Below are 18,277 nucleotides of genomic sequence, written 5' to 3'. Positions count from 1 at the left end.
GCGGGCGCGCTGCTGGCGCTGGCGGTCGAGCACGTGCTGGCCCACGGCCTTGCGCAGGGCCTCGGGGAGGTCTGCGTCCACCTTGGTGCGGGGCAGAAACTCCCGGGCGCCGGCCTCGAAGGCCTGGCGGCACAGGTCAACGGTGGCCGCCCGGGCCAGCACGATCACTGGCAGGTCGATGCCCAGGGGGGCGAGGCGGTCGAGCAGGGGCAGCTCCGGGCCGGTGGCGTCGGCATCGACGAGCAGGGCGCCGGTGGCCTCCGGGTCCAGTTCGGCCAGGCAGCGCCCGGCGTCGCGCCAGGCCTGGAAGCCGAAGCCCAGGCTGGCCGCCACCCGGGCGAGGGCACGGCACAGGGCGGTGTCGGGGGTGAGGAGATGGATGCAGGGCAGAGGGGGGGAGCAGGTCATCGGGCTTTCCCTTGGGGCGGTTGGGGGGCAGGGGGAGGAGGGTGGCGCAGGGCGTGCACGCTGACCAGGGCCAGGGCGAGGCCGATCAGGGCCATGCCGCCCAGTTCTGAGGGGCTGGGGCGTTCGCCCAGTTGGAGCCAGCCGGCCAGCACGCCGATGGCCGGAATGCCCAGGGCCGACAGCCCGGCAATGGCGGCGGGCAGGTGCTGCAGCACGTACAGCCACAGCAGCCAGGCCAGGGCCGTGGCAAATAGGGCGTTGAAGGCCAGGGCGGCAAAGAAGAAGGGGGTCGGGCTGATGGGGCGCGAGTCGTGGAGCAGGGCGGCGATCACCAGGGCCCCGGCGCCAAACAGCATCTGCCAGGCGGTGAGGGCCAGCAGATCCACCTGGTGCCGCTGGCGCAGGCGCTTGGCCACCAGGGTGGCCAGGGCCCAGCTGAAGCCGCCGCCCACGGCCAGCAGGTTGCCCAGGGCGCTGCCGCCGGCCGCCATGGGGTCGAGGATCAGCAGCAGGCCGCCCGCCGCCACGCCCGTGGCCAGCCACTGGATGCGCCCGATGTGTTCCCTGAGCACCCAGGCGGCCAGGGGCGCCAGCCAGAAAGGCATGGTGTAGACCAGCACCGCCGTCTTGCCCGCGCCACCATGGACCAGCGCCCACTGGATCAGCAGGGTGAAGGCGCCGGTCTGGAGCACGCCCAGCAGCAGGGTCTCCCGGGGGGCGGCGAGCCCCATCGGCCGGCGCAGCACGGCCATCGCCGCAAACAGGGCCAGGGCGCCGAGCAGGGTGCGGATGGCGGAGAAGTCCAGGGGATCGGCCAGGGGCACGACCTGCTTCATCACTACCCAGTTATAGCCCCAGATCAGGCTCATCAGCAGTAGTGCCAGCGCGGCGCGGTGCCGGCCGGGGTGGGCGGGGGAGGGTGAGGGCATGGACTTATCTGATTTCGAATAATGGGCTCTTCGACGGGGAGCAGGCTGCCCGGGTGTGGCCCCACGCAGGGCGGGTGCCGGGGTCAACGATACGCAGCGACGCCCGTCGGGGAAGAGGCGGAGCGCTCAGGACACCCCGAACCTTGATGCTGCATAGCCGCAGTCCGGGTTTTGTAGTGGCTCGAAAGCCGCCAGCACACAGGGTAGCCCTCATGTTGCGTCGCCACTATATCGATCTGCTTATTCCGGTTATCAGGCCTGGTGGCAGCCATCCGATTGGGGCCCCCCTACACTTCGATCACGTCCAGATCGCCGCTGGTCCATTCAATCCCCTTCCCCGAGAGCGCCCGTAGAGGTGCCTGGAACCCACGAAAGAGGAGACTCCCATGTCGGAGCATTCAAAGGCAGTCCATATCCAAGAAGTTGACGCGGTGGATGAGCGCCTGCCCACCGGTCGCTTGTTCACCCTCGGCCTGCAGCACGTGCTGGTCATGTATGCGGGGGCGGTGGCCGTCCCGCTGATCGTCGGACGGGCTCTCAAGCTCAGCCCCGAGCAGGTGGCCATGCTGATTTCGGCTGACCTGTTCTGTTGCGGGCTGGTCACCCTGATCCAGTCCCTGGGCTTTGGCCGGCATTTCGGCATTAAGTTGCCGGTGATGATGGGCGTGACCTTTGCTGCCGTCGGCCCCATGGTGGCCATGGCCAACGTACAGGGCGGGCCGGAGGGGGCCCGGGCGATCTTCGGCGCGATCATCGGTGCGGGCCTCATCTCCATGGCCATCGCCCCGCTGATGAGCCGGCTGCTGCGCTTCTTTCCGCCGGTGGTCACCGGCACCATCATCGCCATCATCGGTATCAGCCTGATGCGGGTCGGCATCGGCTGGGCCATGGGCGGCCCGGCCCCCACCGCCCAGAGCGTGGATGTGCCGAAGCTGGTCGCCATGGTGGATGCCGCCAAGGCCAAGGCTGCCGAAGCCGCCGCCACCCTGCCCCCCGGCGCCAGCGCTCCCGAGATGAAGCTGCCCGGCCCCGTGCCCATGAAGGACAACCCCAACTACGGCGCCCTCGACAACATGGGCGTGGCCGCCTTCGTGCTCGCCGCCATCCTGCTGCTGGTGCGCTACGGCCGGGGTTTCGTGGCCAACATCGCGGTGCTGCTGGGCATCGTGCTGGGCTGTTTCGTGGCCGTGGGCATGGGCAAGATGCACTTCGACAAGGTGGCCCAGGCCCACTGGGTGGACATCGTCACCCCCTTCGCCTTCGGCATGCCCACCTTCGACCTGGTGATGGTGCTGACCATGACCCTGGTGATGATCGTGGTGATGATCGAATCCACCGGCATGTTCCTGGCCCTGTCCGAGATCACCGGCCGCAAGATCAGCCAGCGCGATCTCTCCAACGGCCTGCGCACCGACGGCCTCGGCACCCTGATCGGCGGCCTGTTCAACACCTTTCCCTACACCAGCTTCTCCCAGAACGTGGGTCTGGTGGGCGTCACCGGGGTGAAGAGCCGCTGGGTCTGCGTGGCCGCCGGCATCATCATGCTGGTGCTGGGCATGCTGCCCAAGATGGCCGCCCTGGTGGAGTCGGTGCCCACCTTCGTGCTCGGCGGCGCCGGCCTGGTGATGTTCGGCATGGTGGCTGCCACCGGCATCCGCATCCTCGCCAACGTGGATTTCAAGACCAGCCGCAACAACCTCTACATCGTCGCCATTTCCATCGGCGCCGGCATGATCCCCCTGGTGGCCCCGCGCTGGACCCAGCAGATGGCCCACAGCCTGCACCCCCTGCTCGAGTCCGGCATCCTGCTGACCTCCATCTCGGCCGTGGCCCTCAACCTCTACTTCAACGGGGGCAAGGCCGACGAAGCCGCCTCCATCGAAGCCGCCAAGACCGCCGAAGCCCACTGAGGCGCCCCGGCTCACCCGCAGCACCCCGGCCTCTTCTCCCGTCTGCCCGCCCTCACCGGCGCGGCGGCAGGGGGCGGCCGTCTCAAAAAAACAGACGAGGAGACAAAAACGATGATCGCCAACACCCGCTGCATCGCCGCCGCCCTGGCCCTGAGCGCCCCCCTGGCCACCCCGGCCGTGGCCGCCACCTGGTCCGACACCTTCCTGGGCTACCGCTACGGCACCCAGTTCCACGAGCCCAACAACACCAAGGACGTGCGCAAGCACGTGCTGCAATTCACCCACGCCAGCGGCTACAGCCTGGGGCAGAACTTCGTCAATCTGGACGTGCTCCAGTCCGACAAAAACGACCCCATCAGCGGCGGCGACTCGGGCGCCACCGAGTTCTACCTCACCTACCGCCACCAGTTGCACATGAGCAAGGTCTTCGAGCGCAGCTTTGCCAACGGCGTGGTCCGCGACCTGGCCCTCACGGCCGGCTTCGACCTGAACACCAAGAACACCCGCTTCGCCCCGCGCAAGCGCCTGCTGGTGGTGGGCCCGACCATCAAGTTCGACGTGCCCGGCTTTCTCGACCTGAGCCTGCTGGCCGGCAAGGAGTGGAACCACTGCGGCCTGGGCGCGCCGGCTTGCCCCGAGCCCAGCATCGCCTTCGACCCCCAGCTGATCCTCAGCGCCGCCTGGGGCATCCCATTCCAGGCCGGCCCGCTGCCCCTCAAGTTCCAGGGCTTCATCAACTACAACACCGCCAAGGGGCGGGACTACGCCGGGGTCAGGACCGAGCCCGAGACCCTGATGCGCACCTCCCTGATGGCGGACGTGGGCCAGCTGACGGGCAGCCGGAAGAACACCCTGCTGATGGGCGTGGGCTACGAGATGTGGCTCAACAAGTTCGGCAACCACGCCAACGCCGCCGGCGTGACCAAGCCGGGCATCAATACCTACGCGCCCACCCTGCAATTGGAATGGCATTTCTGAGACCCCGGCCGGACTGCGCCCGGCCCGCCCCTCGCGGGGGCCACCGGAAAGCTCGGGGCGGCCCGGAGTTTTCAGGTGTGGCGCCTCCGCCCGGGCCGGCACACTCGGAGACCCCTCATGCTGCTCGGACTGGCCCTGTTCTACGTGGGGGCCGTGCTCATCCTCAATGGCCTGTGGATGCTCGGCCGCATCGGCGACCGGGAGATCCCGGTGATCAACCTGTTTGCCGGCGGCATCAGCCTGTTGGTGGCCCTCAAGCTGGCCTTCGGCGATGGCGCCGACCTGGCCTCCGTGAAAGCGGCGGCCTTGTCGCTGCTGTTTTCCTTCACCTACCTGTGGGTCGCCATCAACCGCTACAGCGGGGCCGATGGCCGCGGCCTGGGCTGGTTCAGTCTGTTCGTGGCGATCACCGCCGTGCCGGTGGCCGCCGACGCCCTGCGCATTGCCAGCACGCCCGGTGAGTGGTGGCTGGGGCTGTCGTGGGTGGCCTGGTCGATACTCTGGCTGATGTTCTTCCTGATGCTCGCCCGCCACCAGCCCATCGTCCGGCTCACCGCCTTCACGGCCATCGGGCAGGGCGTGCTGACCGGCTGGATTCCGGGCTATCTGCTGCTGGTGGGCGCAATCTAGGCCTATCTCCCGTGGGGTCGAATTCATTCGACCTAGGACTTCGATCAAAGGCAGGCCGATGATCTGACGGGCGGAGGTCGAATGAATTCGACCCCACGGGGAGGTGTGCTCACTCCATCCACTCCATACCAAAAGTACCGAAAGAACCGATCCCGCCGGCAATTCAAACGGGATCCCCGAATCCCTAAGCTGTCCCCATCAATCCATCGGACAGACCTACAAGGAGACACACATGGCCCGAATGAGAGCAGTGGATGCCGCAGTGGCGGTGATGCGCAAGGAAGGCGTGGGGACGGTGTTCGGCGTGCCGGGCGCGGCGATCAACCCCCTCTACTCGGCGATGCGGAAGGAGGGCGGCATCAAGCACTTCCTCGCCCGCCACGTGGAAGGCGCCTCGCACATGGCCGAGGGCTTCACCCGGGCCAAAGCCGGCAACCTGGGGGTGTGCATCGGCACCTCCGGCCCGGCCGGTACCGACATGATCACCGGCCTGTATTCCGCCTCGGCGGATTCCATCCCCATCCTGTGCATCACCGGCCAGGCCCCTCGCGCCCGCCTCTACAAGGAGGACTTCCAAGCGGTGGACATCGAGTCCATCGCCAAGCCGGTGACCAAGTGGGCCGTCACCGTGCGCGAGGCGGCCCTGGTGCCGCGGGTCTTCCAGCAGGCCTTCCACATCATGCGCTCCGGCCGGCCCGGCCCGGTGCTGATCGACCTGCCCTTCGACGTGCAGATGGCCGAGATCGAGTTCGACATTGACACCTACGAGCCGCTGCCCCTGCACAAGCCGGCCGCCACCCGGGCCCAGGCCGAGAAGGCCCTGGCCATGCTCAACGCCGCCGAGCGCCCGCTGATCGTGGCCGGCGGCGGGGTGATCAACGCCGACGCGGCGGCCCGTCTGCAGGCGTTTGCCGAGTTGACCGGTGTGCCGGTGATCCCCACCCTGATGGGCTGGGGCAGCCTCCCCGACGACCACCCGCTGATGGCCGGCATGGTCGGCCTGCAGACCGCCCACCGCTATGGCAACGCGACCATGCTGGCCTCCGACTTCGTGATCGGCATCGGCAACCGTTGGGCCAACCGCCACACCGGCTCGGTGGATGTGTACACCGAGGGCCGCAAGTTCGTGCATATCGACATCGAGCCGACCCAGATCGGCCGTGTCTTTGGGCCGGACTACGGGATCGTCTCCGACGCCGGCGCAGCCCTCGACCAGCTGATCGCCGTCGCCCGCGACTTGAAGGCGGCCGGCCAGCTGCCCTGCCGCAAGGCCTGGGTGGCCGACTGCCAGGAACGCAAGCGCACCCTGCTGCGCAAGACCCACTTCGACGCCACGCCGATGAAGCCCCAGCGCGTGTACGAAGAGATGAACAAGGCCTTCGGCCCTGACACCTGCTACGTCAGCACCATCGGCCTGTCGCAGATCGCCGCCGCCCAGTTCCTGCACGTGTACAAGCCCCGCCACTGGATCAACTGCGGCCAGGCCGGCCCCCTCGGCTGGACCATCCCGGCGGCCCTCGGCGTGTGCGCGGCCGACCCCCAGCGCAAGGTGGTGGCGGTCTCCGGCGACTACGACTTCCAGTTCATGATCGAAGAGCTGGCCGTGGGCGCCCAGTTCAGGCTGCCCTACATCCACGTGGTGGTGAACAACGCCTACCTGGGCCTGATCCGCCAGTCCCAGCGCGGCTTCGACATGGACTACTGCGTGCAGCTGGCCTTCGAGAACATCAACGCCCCCGAAACCGAGGGCTATGGCGTCGATCACGTCGCGGTGGTCGAAGGCCTGGGCTGCAAGGCCATCCGCGTGCGCCAGGCCGAAGACATCCAGCCGGCCTTTGCCCAGGCCCGCGCATGGATGGAGGCGTTCCGCGTGCCGGTGGTGGTCGAGATCATCCTCGAACGGGTCACCAACATCTCCATGGGCACCGAGATCAACGCGGTGAACGAGTTCGAGGCCCTCGCCGAGAGCGGCGCCGATGCACCCACCGCCATCGCCCTGCTGGACTGAGCCGCCCTTTATCCCCGTGGGGTCGAATCCGTTCGACCTCCCGCCTTACGGAGACCGAATCATGCCGAGATTTGCCGCCAACCTGTCCATGCTGTTCACCGAGCTGCCCTTCCTGGAGCGCTTCGGTGCCGCGGCCCGGGCCGGGTTTCAGGGCGTGGAATACCTCTTCCCCTACGCCTTCAACAAGGATGAGCTGGCCGAACAGCTGGAGCGCCACCGCCTCGTCCAGGTGCTGCACAACCTGCCCGCCGGCAACTGGGAGGGTGGCGAGCGGGGCATCGCCTGCCACCCCGACCGGGTCGCCGAGTTTCGCCACGGGGTGGGGCGGGCCATCGAGTACGCCACTGCCCTGGGCTGCACCCAGATCAACTGTCTGGCCGGCATTGCGCCCGCGGGCGTCAGCCCCGAGCTGCTGCGCTACACCCTGTTGAGCAACCTGCGCTATGCCGCCGGCCAGCTCCAGGAGGCGGGCATCCGCCTGCTCATCGAGCCCATCAACACCTTCGACATCCCCGGCTTCTATCTCAGCCGCACCGCCCAGGCGGCGGACATCCTGGACGAGGTGGGCGCCGACAACCTCTTCATCCAGTACGACCTCTACCACGCCCAGCGCATGGAGGGCGAGCTGGCCGCCACCGTGGCCCGCCACCTGCCGCGCATCGCCCACATCCAGCTGGCCGACAACCCCGGCCGCCACGAGCCCGGCAGCGGCGAGATCAACTACCCCTGGCTGCTGCGCCACATCGACGGCCTGGGCTATACCGGCTGGGTCGGCTGCGAATACAAGCCCGCCACCACCGCCGCCGAGGGCCTGGGCTGGCTCGACGCGTTCTGACGCACCCCCACCCCGACGCCCCATAACGACAAAACAGGAGACACCACCATGGCACACATCGGATTCATTGGCCTCGGCATCATGGGCGCCCCCATGGCCGGCCACCTCATCGCCGCCGGCCACACGGTTTACACCCACACCCACGGCGCCACCCCGGCCGCCCTGATCGAGGCCGGCGCCCGCCCCTGCACCAGCGGCGCCGAAGTGGCCCGTCAGGCCGACATCATCATCACCATGGTGCCCGACACCCCCCACGTGGAAGACGCCCTGTTCAACCCCGAAGGCGTCGCCGCCGGCCTGGTGCCGGGCAAGATCGTGGTGGACATGAGCTCCATCTCCCCGGTGGCCACCAAGAACTTCGCCCGCCGCATCAAGGCCCTCGGCTGTGACTACCTGGACGCCCCGGTGTCTGGCGGCGAGGTGGGTGCCAGGGCTGCCAGCCTGACCATCATGGTGGGGGGCAGCGAGGCCGCCTTCGCCAAGGTCCGGCCCCTGTTCGAGCTGATGGGCAAGAACATCACCCGGGTGGGCGGCAATGGCGACGGCCAGATCACCAAGGTGGCCAACCAGATCATCGTGGCCCTGACCATCGAGGCCGTGGGCGAAGCCCTGCTGCTGGCCGCCAAGGCCGGCGCCGACCCGGCCAGGGTGCGCGAGGCCCTGATGGGCGGCTTTGCCAACTCCCGCATCCTCGAGGTGCACGGCGAGCGCATGGTCAAGCGGACCTTCGACCCGGGCTTCCGCATCGAGCTGCACCAGAAGGACCTCAACCTGGCCCTCACCACCGGCCGCCAGCTGGGGGTGCCCCTGCCCAACACCGCCACCGCCCAGGAGCTGTTCAACGCCTGCGCGGCCCACGGCGGCGCAGGCTGGGACCACTCGGCCCTGGTGCGCGCCCTGGAGAAGATGGCCAACTTCGAGATCGGCCAGCAGGCCGCCTGAGGGAAATCACCATGCGCCATCTCGCCATCGAAGTGGGCTCCCGGCGCTTCGTCGCCCGCCTGGAGGAAGAGGCCGCGCCGAAGACCTGCGCCGCCTTCCTGAAGATGTTGCCCTTCTCCAATCAGGTCATCCATTCCCGCTGGAGCGGCGAGGCGGTGTGGGTGCCGCTGGCCGACTTCGACACCGGCCTGGACTTCGAGAACCATACCAGCCACCCCTCCCGGGGCGACGTGCTGCTCTACCCGGGGGGCTTTTCCGAAACGGAGATCCTGTTTGCCTACGGTAGCAGCCGCTTTGCCAGCAAGATGGGGCAACTGGCGGGCAATCACTTCCTGACCGTGGTAGAAGGCACCGAGCAGCTCATGGACATGGGCCGCGAAGTGCTGTGGAAGGGCGCCCAGTGGGTGCGCTTCACCGACCTGGGCAAGCGCTGAAAGCGCAGCTTGTTGTGGGGTCGAATTCATTCGACCTCAGTCGCCTGCAATATCGGCAAGCCGGTGAGCCAAGTCCGCGGTCGAATGAATTCGACCCCACAGCCCAGGCCAACCGGTGCAGCCAACCCGTGGGGTCGAATTCATTCGACCTCCTCCCTCCATCAACAGGACCGACCATGACCCACGCTTCTCCCCGCGATCTGCTCCAGGCCCTCTTCGCCGCGGCGGTGAATGCCGCCCAGCCGGAGCACTGCATCCCCCGTTTCCTGCCGGCGCCGCCCAAGGGCCGCACCCTGGTGATCGGGGCCGGCAAGGCCTCGGCGGCCATGGCCCGGACGCTGGAGCTGCACTGGCCGGGTGAGCTGTCAGGCCTGGTCGTCACCCGTTACGGTTACGCCGTGCCCTGCGAGCGCATCGAGATCGTCGAGGCTGCCCACCCGGTGCCCGACGCCGCCGGCCGCGAAGCCGCCGCGCGCATGCTGGCTCTGGTGCAGGGCCTCGGCCCCGATGATCTGGTCATCTGCCTGATCTCCGGCGGTGGCTCGGCCCTGCTGCCCCTGCCCGGCGAGGGCGTCAGCCTGGAGGACAAGCAGGCCATCAACCGGGCCCTGCTCAAGTCCGGCGCCACCATCTCGGAGATGAACTGCGTGCGCCGCCACCTCTCCGCCATCAAGGGTGGGCGCCTGGCGGCGGCCTGCCACCCGGCCCGGGTGGTCAATCTGCTGATCTCCGACGTGCCCGGCGACAACCCCATGGACATCGCCTCCGGCCCCACCGTGGCCGACCCCACCACCTGCGCCGACGCCCTGGCCATCGTGCGCCGCTACGCCATCGACCTGCCGGCCGGCGCCCGGGCCCTGCTGGAGAGCGGCCGCGGCGAGACGGTGAAGCCCGGCGACCCGCGCCTCGCCGGGGTGCTCACCCACCTGATCGCTACCCCCCAGATGGCCCTGGAGGCCGCCGCCGAGGTGGCCCGGGCCGCCGGCATCACCCCCGTGCTGCTGGGCGACAGCATCGAGGGCGAGGCCCGCGACGTGGGCAAGGTGATGGCCGCCATCGCCCTGCAGGTCAAGCGCCACGGCCAGCCGGTGGCGGCGCCCTGCGTGCTGCTCTCTGGTGGTGAAACCACCGTCACCGTGCGCGGCAAGGGCCGTGGCGGGCGCAACGTGGAGTTCCTGCTGTCCCTGACGGTGGCCCTCGACGGCGCCGCCGGCATCCACGCCGTGGCCGGCGACACCGACGGGGTGGACGGCCTGGAGGAGATCGCCGGCGCCCTGGCCACTCCCGACACCCTGTCCCGTGCCTGGGCGAAGGGCATCCGCCCCCGCGACAGCCTCGACAACAACGACGGCCACGGCTTTTTCGAGGCCCTGGGCGACAGCCTCATCACCGGGCCCACGCTCACCAACGTCAACGACTTCCGGGCCATCCTGATCACCTGACCCACCCCACACACATACATACCTAGAAAAAGGAGACAGACATGAAACCCACCCAGGCCCTGACCCTGGACGACGTCAAACACATCGCCGCGGCGGCCGAGTCCGAGGCCCGGGCTTGCGGCTGGGCGGTGAGCATCGCCGTGTGCGACGCCGGCGGCCACCCCCTGTGGCTGCAGCGCATGGACGGCGCCCCCCTGATGAGCGCCGCCGTGGCCCCCGAGAAGGCCCGCACCTGCGTGCTCTCGGGCAAGCCCAGCAAGGCTTTCGAGGACATGGTCAACAACGGCCGCATCGCCGCCCTGGCCATGCCGGTGGTGCCCCTGGAAGGTGGCGAGCCCATCACGGTCGACGGGCTGGTGATCGGTGCGGTGGGGGTCTCCGGCGTCAAGGCCGGCGAGGACGCCCAGGTGGCCCGGGCCGGCGTGGCCGCCCTGGCGCGGGGCATGGAAAGGCAGGTGGCATGATGCATCGCGCCCGCCGCTCCCGCATCCTGGCCACCCTCGGGCCGGCCAGCTCCACCCTCGAACGCATCCGCGAGCTGGCCCAGGCCGGCGCCGACGTGTTCCGCCTCAACTTCAGCCACGGTGCCCACGCCGACCACGCCGAGCGCTACCAGCAGATCCGCCAGGTGGAGGCCGAGCTGGGCCGCCCCATCGGCGTGCTGATGGACCTGCAGGGCCCCAAGCTGCGGGTCGGGCGCATGGCCGGCGGCAAGGTGCTGCTCGAAGCCGGCCAGGCCTTCCGCCTCGACCTGGGCAGCGCCGAGGGTGATTCCACCCGCGCTAGCCTGCCCCACCCGGAGATCTTCGCCGCCCTGGAAGCCGGCACCGAGCTGCTCCTCGACGACGGCAAGCTGCGTCTGCGGGTGGAGCACTTCGGCGCTGACTTCGCCGAGACCACCGTGCTGGTGGGCGGCCCTTTGTCGGATCGCAAGGGCGTCAATGTGCCCGGCGTGCTGCTGCCCATCTCGCCCCTCACCGCCAAGGACAGGGCCGACCTGGCCTTTGGCCTGGAACTGGGCGTGGATTGGGTGGCCCTGTCCTTCGTGCAGCGCCCCGAGGACATCCGCGAGGCCCGCGAGCTGATCGGCGACCAGGCCTGGATCATGGCCAAGCTGGAAAAGCCGGCTGCCATCGAGCACCTGGACGCCATCGTGGCCCTGGCCGACGGGGTGATGGTGGCCCGCGGCGACCTGGGCGTCGAACTGCCGCCCCAGCAGGTGCCGGTGCTGCAGCGGCGCATCGTGCGCGCCGCCCGCAAGGCCGGCCGCCCGGTGGTGGTGGCCACCCAGATGCTCGAATCCATGATCACCGCCCCCGTGCCCACCCGGGCCGAAGCTTCCGACGTGGCCACCGCGGTGTACGAGGGCGCCGATGCGGTGATGCTGTCGGCCGAGTCAGCCTCGGGCCAGTACCCGGTGGAGGCGGTGAGCATCATGGACCACATCATCGGCGAGGTGGAGCGCGACCCCGCCTGGCGTGCCGGGCTGGAGGCCAGCCACACCCCCGCCGAGGCCAACACCCCGGACGCCATCTGCTGCGCCCTGCGCCGCGTGGCCGAGCTGCTGGCGCCCGCCGCCTGGCCCTGGCCTGGGGCGTGGTGCCCGTGCCCTTTAACGAAGTGCATGACGTGGGCGAGATGATCACCCACGCCACCGCCGCCGCCCGCCAGGCCGGCGTGGCCAGACCCGGTGACACCGTCGTCGTCGTCGCCGGCCTGCCCTTCGGCCAGCAAGGCAGCACCAACCTGTTGCATGTGGCGCAGGTGCCGGGGGCTTTGTAGGGTAGAGCAAAGGCACCAAAAGTCAGAGCACGAAACAGCCCCCCTCATCTCGTCCCCACACCGACAAAGGAACCCTCACCATGGACCGCTACACCGAACTGCGCAGCTTTGTCCTGGTGGCCGAAAAGGGCAGCTTCGCCGCCGCCGCCCTGGTCGAGCAGGTCACCCCGGTGGTCATGGGGCGCCGCCTCGACGCCCTGGAAGCCCGTCTCGGTGTGCGCCTGATGCACCGCTCCACCCGCGGCCTGCACCTCACCGACCTGGGTGAGCAATACCTGGAGCAGGCGCGCCAGCTGCTACGCGACTTTGACGAGGTGGACGCCAGCATCAGCGCCGGCCGCCACACCGTGCGCGGGCACCTGGTGGTGTCCGCCCCCGCCGCCTTCGGCCGCCGCCACGTCGCCCCCCACGGCCCCGGCTTCCAGGCCCTGCACCCGGACATCAAGCTGTCCTTCAACCTCACCGACAGCGTGGTGGACCTGGTGCGCGAAGGCTACGACATGGGCATCCGCATCGGCGAAGTCACCGACCCCAACTACGTGGCCGTGCGCCTCTACCCCAACCGTCGCGTGGTCTGCGGCACCCCCGCCTACTTCGCCCGCCACGGCACCCCCCGCAGCCTGGAAGACCTGGCCGACCACAACTGCCTGGCCTTCAACCTCCAGGGCGGCCAGCAACGCGGCTGGTCCTTCCGCAAGGACGGCAAACCCGTCGCCCTGCGCGTCAGCGGCAACCTGGACTGCAACGACGGCGAGCTGCTCTACGACTGGGTCAAACAAGGCCTCGGCATCGGCTGGCGCTCCACCTGGGAGATCGAAGGCGAACTCAAACGCGGCGAGCTCGTGACCGTGCTGGATGACTTCGCCCTCAGCGCCTACGACATCCAGGCGGTGTACCCCCAGCAACGCTACCTGCCGGCGAAGGTGCGGCATTTCATGGATTATTTGAGGGGGATTTATCGGGGGGAGGGGTATTGGGGGTAGAGGGCGGCATGCAGATCTGAAGTACGGATCACGACCGAGCTTCCGTCATTTTGCGAAGCTCGGTAATGACTGCCTGGCCGTCGCCAAACAGGGGAGCGAACTTCCCCGATCCTGAGTAGATGGGGGCAATTTCTGTTTCAACCGTACGAAGTCCATCAAAGGTGAGAAGAAAAAAGCAAACCCGCTCTTTGTCAGGGTATGGGTGTGTGGTTGTTGCTACCGTCTCCGGTAAGAGCTCGTTGAAGGCTTTGACAAACCGTTGGGCTGCATTTTTTACCGATGCATGCCCGGCACCGCCAATAATGCCGAATGTTGACGTCGTATAAAGACTCGCTGTGCCATCGAGCAAGGCGACCAACGTTGCAATGTGCTCACCGACAGGCCAGTCCATTGCGGCACCAAAGACCCGTGGGTACTCCGAGCTTGGCTCGATTCCTAGCGATTGGGCTTCTAAGGAAAGAAATCTCGCCCTTAGCGCTCTGCCCGCATGTCGTGCAGGCGTGTCCTTGTCCTGAGCGCGGGCTTCAGGAGTGCGATGTAGAGCGGTGAGTGTTCCCAGCAGGCGGCGGAATATGGAGCCCATCAATTGGGGAAGGCTGGCGGATTGTTGGGTGTTGTTTGAACTGCCGATGATCCGGACATCCGTTGCATGGTTTTGGGTGTTGCAGGTTGGGCAGAACAAGCAACACCCAAAAGTCCGAGTTCGCGGGCCGGTGAGGCTTCTGGTGCAGATTCGGTAGATTTACGGATTGAGGGGTGGGCAAACTGGAAGTGTGTCGTGAGGAAGGCTTTCATCTGATGAACGGTATGACGATCGCGAAACCGGCAAGGGCAACTGCGAAATAGTGCAGTGGCATCCAAAAGATGGTGTGCTTCTCTTTCAGTACCACCTTCTGTTGAGTCTGTAGATCCATGAGTTCCCTGCCAGGAATGCTCTCAAGGTGCTTTCCGAATAACCAAACGACCAAGGCTGCTGCGAGCAGCATTGACGCTGGTGCCCAAGCATGTGAGGAGTAGTAGCCATCACCAAAGGCTTTGTCCAGGCCATAGTTTCCGAGAAAAGAAAAAACAAGGGGAATCAATACGCCAGCAAGACCTGCTCCTTGCCACACTATCATCGTGAGTTTCCTTGAAAGTAATAGAGTGCCGAATTTATCAGGGCAGCAAAGTCACCACAGGGCGTGTGATAACAGGCGTTTTCGGTGCCGTGCGTCACGGCGTTGTCTGCCCTTCAGGCGTTTCTTCCCCTGTTGCCCCTCTGTTGAATCTGCCTTGCGCGAGGACGACAGCTACCTTCCGCTGATCCTGAAGTGAGATAGATTAATGCAAATGGAATTAATCGTCACGTATTCATTCATGACAATGAAACTCTCTGGTGCATGGGAAGGCGGAAGGTGGTGGCGCTTCAGTGTATGCACACCGGGGGCCCGCCGCCGCCGAAAGACCTAGCACCGACATTGAAGCAGACAAACGCATTTAACCAGCCAAGAAGCGCCGGATTGGGCGAGTGAGATAGCCTTGCGTGTGAGCGGAAAACTGGACTGCAAAGACGGCGAGCGGCTCTATGGTTGAGTGAAGCGAACAGGGCGTTCCGGATGTACCAACGGTGGCTGGAGCACCCGTGGGGTCGAATTTATTCGACCTCAGTCGCCCAAGCCATCGGCATGCCTTTAATCCGGGTCCGCGGTCGAATAAATTCGACCCCACGGGAAAGGCCAGGGAGCCCAAGGTGGCAGGTGACTTCAAGCTGGGGAAAGCAGGACTACAGGAAGCGCACGGTCATCGCCTTCGATGTGAATTCCGAGGTGGTCTCCATCATCGGGATCTTTTACGGTGGGCAGGACTACGAAACGGTGTTACGCGACGATGAGGGCGCGGAGCATTGAGCTTTTGAACGGTGTCGCGCCCCGGCCCTCTCCAGCGGTGAAGGCGCCGCTGGCGGCACCCTGGCCGGGGAGGGCCAGGGTCTGGTTATTGCTGCAGGGGCATTGGCCCGGCCGATTTCAGCCCGGTTTCCGCGCGATGAACCCGATCAGCGCCGAGCGGCCCCGGTGGCCGCTGCCTTCGCTGATGTCTTCTTCGTATTCCACCAGCTCCTCGACTTCCCAGTCGGCAAAGGCTTCCTGCAGGATCTCGGGGGTGTACAGGTTTTCCACGGCGGAGGGGCCGCCGGTGCGGTATTCGAGTTGCTTGGGCGTGTAGCCCTGGAGCAGGATGCGGCCGCCGGGACGGGTCAGTTCCTTCATCACGGTAAACTGGCGTTCGCGCCATTCGGGCCCGACGAACTGGATGAAGATGCCCACCACCCAGTCGAACTGCCCTTTGAGCTCGGCTGGCGGCCAGCCGGGGGCGAGCATGTCGGCCTGGCGGAAGTCCACCTGTACGTGCCGGCCGGCGGCCAGGCGACGGGCCTTCTCGATGGCCACGGCGGAGATTTCGATGGCGGTTACTTCCAGGCCCTGCTCGGCCAGCCATACCGAGTTGCGGCCTTCGCCGTCGGCCACCGAAAGGGCCGTGCGGCCGTCCTGCAGCAGGGTGCTGCGGTGGGCCAGGAAGCGGTTGGGGTCGGTGCCGAAGAGGTAGTCCTCGCCGGCATCCTTGTAGCGGGTGGTCCAGATCGATTCCTGATTCATGGGCGTCTCCTTGCGTGGTGGGCGTGTGTCACTGGGGAAAGCGGTAGTAGCAGGGCCAGCAATCGGCTGACGAGCCTCCTTACGGCAGCAGGGCCGCTGACGAGTTCCGCATGGTGGTCGTGGCGCTCTCCGTTTGAGAAACATATTGGTCGCAATATAATTCTCTCCATGACCACCTCCCGCCCATTCGCTGCCATGCCGGCCCACGACGAGACCCTCTCCGTTTCTGTCCTCAAGCAGTTTCGCCTGATCTTCGGGTCGGTGCGAAACCACTTCCGTGACGTGGAGCAGAACTGCGGCGTGAGCGGCTCGCAGCTATGGATCCTGCACGAGGTGGCGCGCTATCCGGGCATTGGGGTGTCCGATCTGGCGGCTCGGCTGTCGATCCATCAATCCACCTGCAGCCAACTGGTGGACAAGCTGGAAACCCGGGGCATGCTGGTCAAGGCGCGACGGGCCGAGGACCAGCGGCGGGTCGGCCTGCAGCTGGGGAACGCGGCGGTGCAGGTGCTGGCCAGCGCGCCCGGCCCGGTGGAGGGGATTTTGCCCCAGGCTCTGCACGGTCTGCCGGACGAGACCCTGCAGCAACTCCATGCGGGCCTGGCCGAGGTTATCGCCCAGCTCTCCCAGCGGAGCGATCCGGCTGCCGGGCAGCCCCTTTCGGAGCTCTGAAACTGCGGCCTGGCGTGCGCATTCCGCCAACCCGGTTGCTTATTCTGCCGATCTGAAGTGCGTGCCGTCAGCGCCCGCTAGCGGGCCGCTACACTGCGCGCACAACATCTACAGGAGACAAGCATGAGCACTCTTCCCGTCAGCCGCTACCCCGTTCCAGAACTTGCCAGCCTGCCCGACGACATCCGCGACAAGATCCTTGCCGTGCAGGAGAAGGCCGGTTTCGTGCCCAACGTCTTCCTCACCCTGGCCCATCGGCCGGCCGAGTTTCGTGCCTTCTTTGCCTATCACGATGCGCTGATGGAGAAGGACGAGGGTCTGAGCAAGGCCGAGCGCGAGATGATTGTGGTGGCTACCTCCGGCGCCAACAATTGCCTGTACTGCGTGGTGGCCCACGGCGCCATCCTGCGCATCCGCGCCAAGAACCCCCGGGTGGCCGACCAGTTGGCCACCAACTACCGCAAGGCCGAGATCAGCCCGCGTCAGCGCGCCATGCTCGATTTCGCGATGAAGCTCTCCGCGGATTCGGGCGCGGTGGGCGACGAGGACATCGCCGCCCTCAAGGCCCACGGCTTCGATGACGAGGCGGTGTGGGACATCGGTGCCATCACTGCCTTTTTCGCCATGAGCAACCGCCTGGCCAACCTCACCTCCATGCGCCCGAACGACGAGTTCTTCCTGATGGGGCGGCTGCCCAAGGGCTAAGCGTCCGCCCGGGCCTGGTCGCTGCGGGCCGCCCAGCGCTGGGCCAGCACGCCGCCCACGGCCAGCTGCAGGGGGTGGTAGATCATGATCGGCATCAGGATCAGCCCCAGCGCCGGGTTGGCGCCAAAGATCAGGTGGGCCATGGGTACGCCCGAGGCCAGGGTCTTCTTGGAGCCGCAGAACACCGCGGCGATCCGGTCTTCGGTGTTCAGCCCCAGCCAGCGCCCGAGCAGCCGGGTGAAGGCCAGCAGGATGATGAAGAGCAGGGCGCTGCCGACCACGGTTTCGACCAGGATCAGCGGGCCGTGGCGGGACCACACGCCCTGCTGCACCGTGTCGGCGAAGGAGGTGTAGACCAGGGTCAGGATGGTCAGCCGGTCCACGATCTGGAGGCGGGCCTTGTGGCGGCCGGCCCAGGCACCCAGCAGCGGGCGGGACAGCTGCCCCAGCACCAGCGGCATGACCAGCCAGAGCAGCAGGTCGATGATCACCGGCCCCACGGCAAAGCTGCTGCCGCTGCTGCCCAGCTGCCAGGCCATCCAGAAGGGCGTCAGCACCACCCCGAGCAGGCTCGACAGGGTGGCGTTGAACACCGCCACCGGCACGTTGCCCCGCGCCGCGATGGTGAGGGCCACCGACGACGACACCGTGGAGGGCAGGGCGCAGAGGTAGAAGAAGCCGGTCTGCAGATCGGCCGACATCCAGCCGCCGCTGGTCTTGAGCAGCAGCCAGCCCAGCGCGGGGCTGATCAGGAAGGTGCAGGCCTGGATCAGCAGATGCACCTTCCAGCGCAGGGCGCCGTCCTTGAGCGCGGCCAGAGGCAGGCCCAGGCCGGTGAGGAAGAAGACCAGCGCAATACCGGCCTTGTTGAGCAGCTCCGGCTGCAGGAAACCGCCTTGGGCCCCGGGGGCCGGCCAGAGGAAGGCCAGGGCAACGGCGACCAGCATGCCCTTCATGAACCAGTCGAACTTGAATTTCATGGTGAG

The 18,277-nt window shown here is 67.1% G+C and carries 18 protein-coding genes and 2 pseudogenes; 14 read left to right on the top strand and 6 right to left on the bottom strand.

Annotated features, from left to right (window positions below):
- Both PHI64_RS17745 and PHI64_RS17740 read right to left on the bottom strand, forming a co-directional pair.
- A pseudogene (locus PHI64_RS17745) lies at window positions 1-408 on the bottom strand (hypothetical protein); the annotation flags it as partial.
- Entirely contained in the window at window positions 405-1,337 is a 933-nt protein-coding gene (locus tag PHI64_RS17740) for an EamA family transporter (protein WP_299885622.1), read from the bottom strand. The pseudogene PHI64_RS17745 and the gene PHI64_RS17740, both read right to left, overlap by 4 nt.
- Window positions 1,338-1,723: 386 nt before the next feature.
- Between PHI64_RS17740 and PHI64_RS17735 the strand changes: the two genes are divergently transcribed.
- The 11 genes and pseudogenes from PHI64_RS17735 to PHI64_RS17685 all read left to right on the top strand — a co-directional run bounded on the left by PHI64_RS17735 (window position 1,724) and on the right by PHI64_RS17685 (window position 13,281).
- Window positions 1,724-3,247 carry a nucleobase:cation symporter-2 family protein gene (locus PHI64_RS17735; protein ID WP_299885619.1) on the top strand — a complete coding sequence of 508 codons (1,524 nt, stop codon included), beginning with the start codon at window positions 1,724-1,726 and terminating at the stop codon, window positions 3,245-3,247.
- Window positions 3,248-3,358: 111 nt separating this feature from the next.
- Window positions 3,359-4,225: a hypothetical protein gene (locus PHI64_RS17730; RefSeq protein WP_299885616.1), complete on the top strand. Its 867-nt coding sequence runs from the start codon at window positions 3,359-3,361 to the stop codon at window positions 4,223-4,225.
- A 117-nt stretch (window positions 4,226-4,342) separates the two neighbouring features.
- On the top strand, window positions 4,343-4,855 hold the full coding sequence (locus PHI64_RS17725) for an AmiS/UreI family transporter (RefSeq protein WP_299885613.1): 513 nt from the start codon (window positions 4,343-4,345) through the stop codon (window positions 4,853-4,855).
- A gap of 232 nt (window positions 4,856-5,087) precedes the next feature.
- A complete protein-coding gene (gcl, locus tag PHI64_RS17720) occupies window positions 5,088-6,863 on the top strand; it encodes a glyoxylate carboligase (protein ID WP_299885610.1) in 1,776 nt (591 codons plus the stop codon).
- Window positions 6,864-6,924: 61 nt separating this feature from the next.
- Entirely contained in the window at window positions 6,925-7,698 is a 774-nt protein-coding gene (gene hyi, locus PHI64_RS17715) for a hydroxypyruvate isomerase (protein WP_299885607.1), read from the top strand.
- A 48-nt stretch (window positions 7,699-7,746) separates the two neighbouring features.
- Window positions 7,747-8,640 carry a 2-hydroxy-3-oxopropionate reductase gene (locus tag PHI64_RS17710; RefSeq protein WP_299885604.1) on the top strand — a complete coding sequence of 298 codons (894 nt, stop codon included), beginning with the start codon at window positions 7,747-7,749 and terminating at the stop codon, window positions 8,638-8,640.
- Between the two features lie 11 nt (window positions 8,641-8,651).
- Window positions 8,652-9,074: a DUF3830 family protein gene (locus PHI64_RS17705; protein ID WP_299885601.1), complete on the top strand. Its 423-nt coding sequence runs from the start codon at window positions 8,652-8,654 to the stop codon at window positions 9,072-9,074.
- Window positions 9,075-9,250: 176 nt separating this feature from the next.
- Window positions 9,251-10,516 carry a glycerate kinase gene (locus PHI64_RS17700; RefSeq protein ID WP_299885598.1) on the top strand — a complete coding sequence of 422 codons (1,266 nt, stop codon included), beginning with the start codon at window positions 9,251-9,253 and terminating at the stop codon, window positions 10,514-10,516.
- A gap of 41 nt (window positions 10,517-10,557) precedes the next feature.
- Entirely contained in the window at window positions 10,558-10,980 is a 423-nt protein-coding gene (locus tag PHI64_RS17695) for a heme-binding protein (protein ID WP_299885595.1), read from the top strand.
- Window positions 10,980-12,298, top strand: a pseudogene (gene pyk, locus PHI64_RS17690) (pyruvate kinase). The gene PHI64_RS17695 and the pseudogene pyk overlap by 1 nt, the downstream one beginning before the upstream one ends.
- 80 nt (window positions 12,299-12,378) lie before the next feature.
- The gene (locus tag PHI64_RS17685; RefSeq protein ID WP_299885593.1) at window positions 12,379-13,281 is read left to right on the top strand and encodes a LysR family transcriptional regulator; all 903 of its coding nucleotides are present in this window, start codon (window positions 12,379-12,381) and stop codon (window positions 13,279-13,281) included.
- Between the two features lie 28 nt (window positions 13,282-13,309).
- Here the strand turns inward: PHI64_RS17685 and PHI64_RS17680 are convergent, their stop codons facing one another.
- Together PHI64_RS17680 and PHI64_RS17675 are read right to left on the bottom strand one after the other, a co-directional pair.
- Window positions 13,310-13,672, bottom strand: coding sequence for a hypothetical protein (locus PHI64_RS17680; RefSeq protein WP_299885590.1), 363 nt, complete (start codon window positions 13,670-13,672; stop codon window positions 13,310-13,312).
- Between the two features lie 400 nt (window positions 13,673-14,072).
- On the bottom strand, window positions 14,073-14,399 hold the full coding sequence (locus tag PHI64_RS17675; RefSeq protein WP_299885586.1) for a hypothetical protein: 327 nt from the start codon (window positions 14,397-14,399) through the stop codon (window positions 14,073-14,075).
- 618 nt (window positions 14,400-15,017) lie between these two features.
- On the opposite strand from PHI64_RS17675, the gene PHI64_RS17670 reads away from it, so the two are divergent.
- On the top strand, window positions 15,018-15,167 hold the full coding sequence (locus PHI64_RS17670) for a hypothetical protein (RefSeq protein WP_299885584.1): 150 nt from the start codon (window positions 15,018-15,020) through the stop codon (window positions 15,165-15,167).
- Between the two features lie 117 nt (window positions 15,168-15,284).
- Here PHI64_RS17670 and PHI64_RS17665 read toward each other — a convergent pair whose 3' ends face one another.
- On the bottom strand, window positions 15,285-15,914 hold the full coding sequence (locus PHI64_RS17665) for a cyclopropane-fatty-acyl-phospholipid synthase family protein (RefSeq protein WP_299885581.1): 630 nt from the start codon (window positions 15,912-15,914) through the stop codon (window positions 15,285-15,287).
- 168 nt (window positions 15,915-16,082) lie between these two features.
- On the opposite strand from PHI64_RS17665, the gene PHI64_RS17660 reads away from it, so the two are divergent.
- Window positions 16,083-16,586 carry a MarR family winged helix-turn-helix transcriptional regulator gene (locus tag PHI64_RS17660; protein ID WP_299885577.1) on the top strand — a complete coding sequence of 168 codons (504 nt, stop codon included), beginning with the start codon at window positions 16,083-16,085 and terminating at the stop codon, window positions 16,584-16,586.
- Between the two features lie 123 nt (window positions 16,587-16,709).
- Window positions 16,710-17,291, top strand: a complete 582-nt coding sequence (locus tag PHI64_RS17655; RefSeq protein WP_299885574.1) for a peroxidase-related enzyme — start codon at window positions 16,710-16,712, stop codon at window positions 17,289-17,291.
- Here the strand turns inward: PHI64_RS17655 and PHI64_RS17650 are convergent.
- Window positions 17,288-18,271 carry a bile acid:sodium symporter family protein gene (locus PHI64_RS17650; RefSeq protein WP_299885571.1) on the bottom strand — a complete coding sequence of 328 codons (984 nt, stop codon included), beginning with the start codon at window positions 18,269-18,271 and terminating at the stop codon, window positions 17,288-17,290. The genes PHI64_RS17655 and PHI64_RS17650 overlap by 4 nt on opposite strands.
- Between the last annotated feature and the right edge of the window lie 6 nt (window positions 18,272-18,277).

It is taken from the genome of Zoogloea sp. (assembly GCF_028689785.1).
Classification (GTDB): Bacteria; Pseudomonadota; Gammaproteobacteria; order Burkholderiales; family Rhodocyclaceae; genus Zoogloea.
Note: the sequence above shows the minus strand (reverse complement) of the source record. Positions and strands in the feature narration are given on the sequence as shown.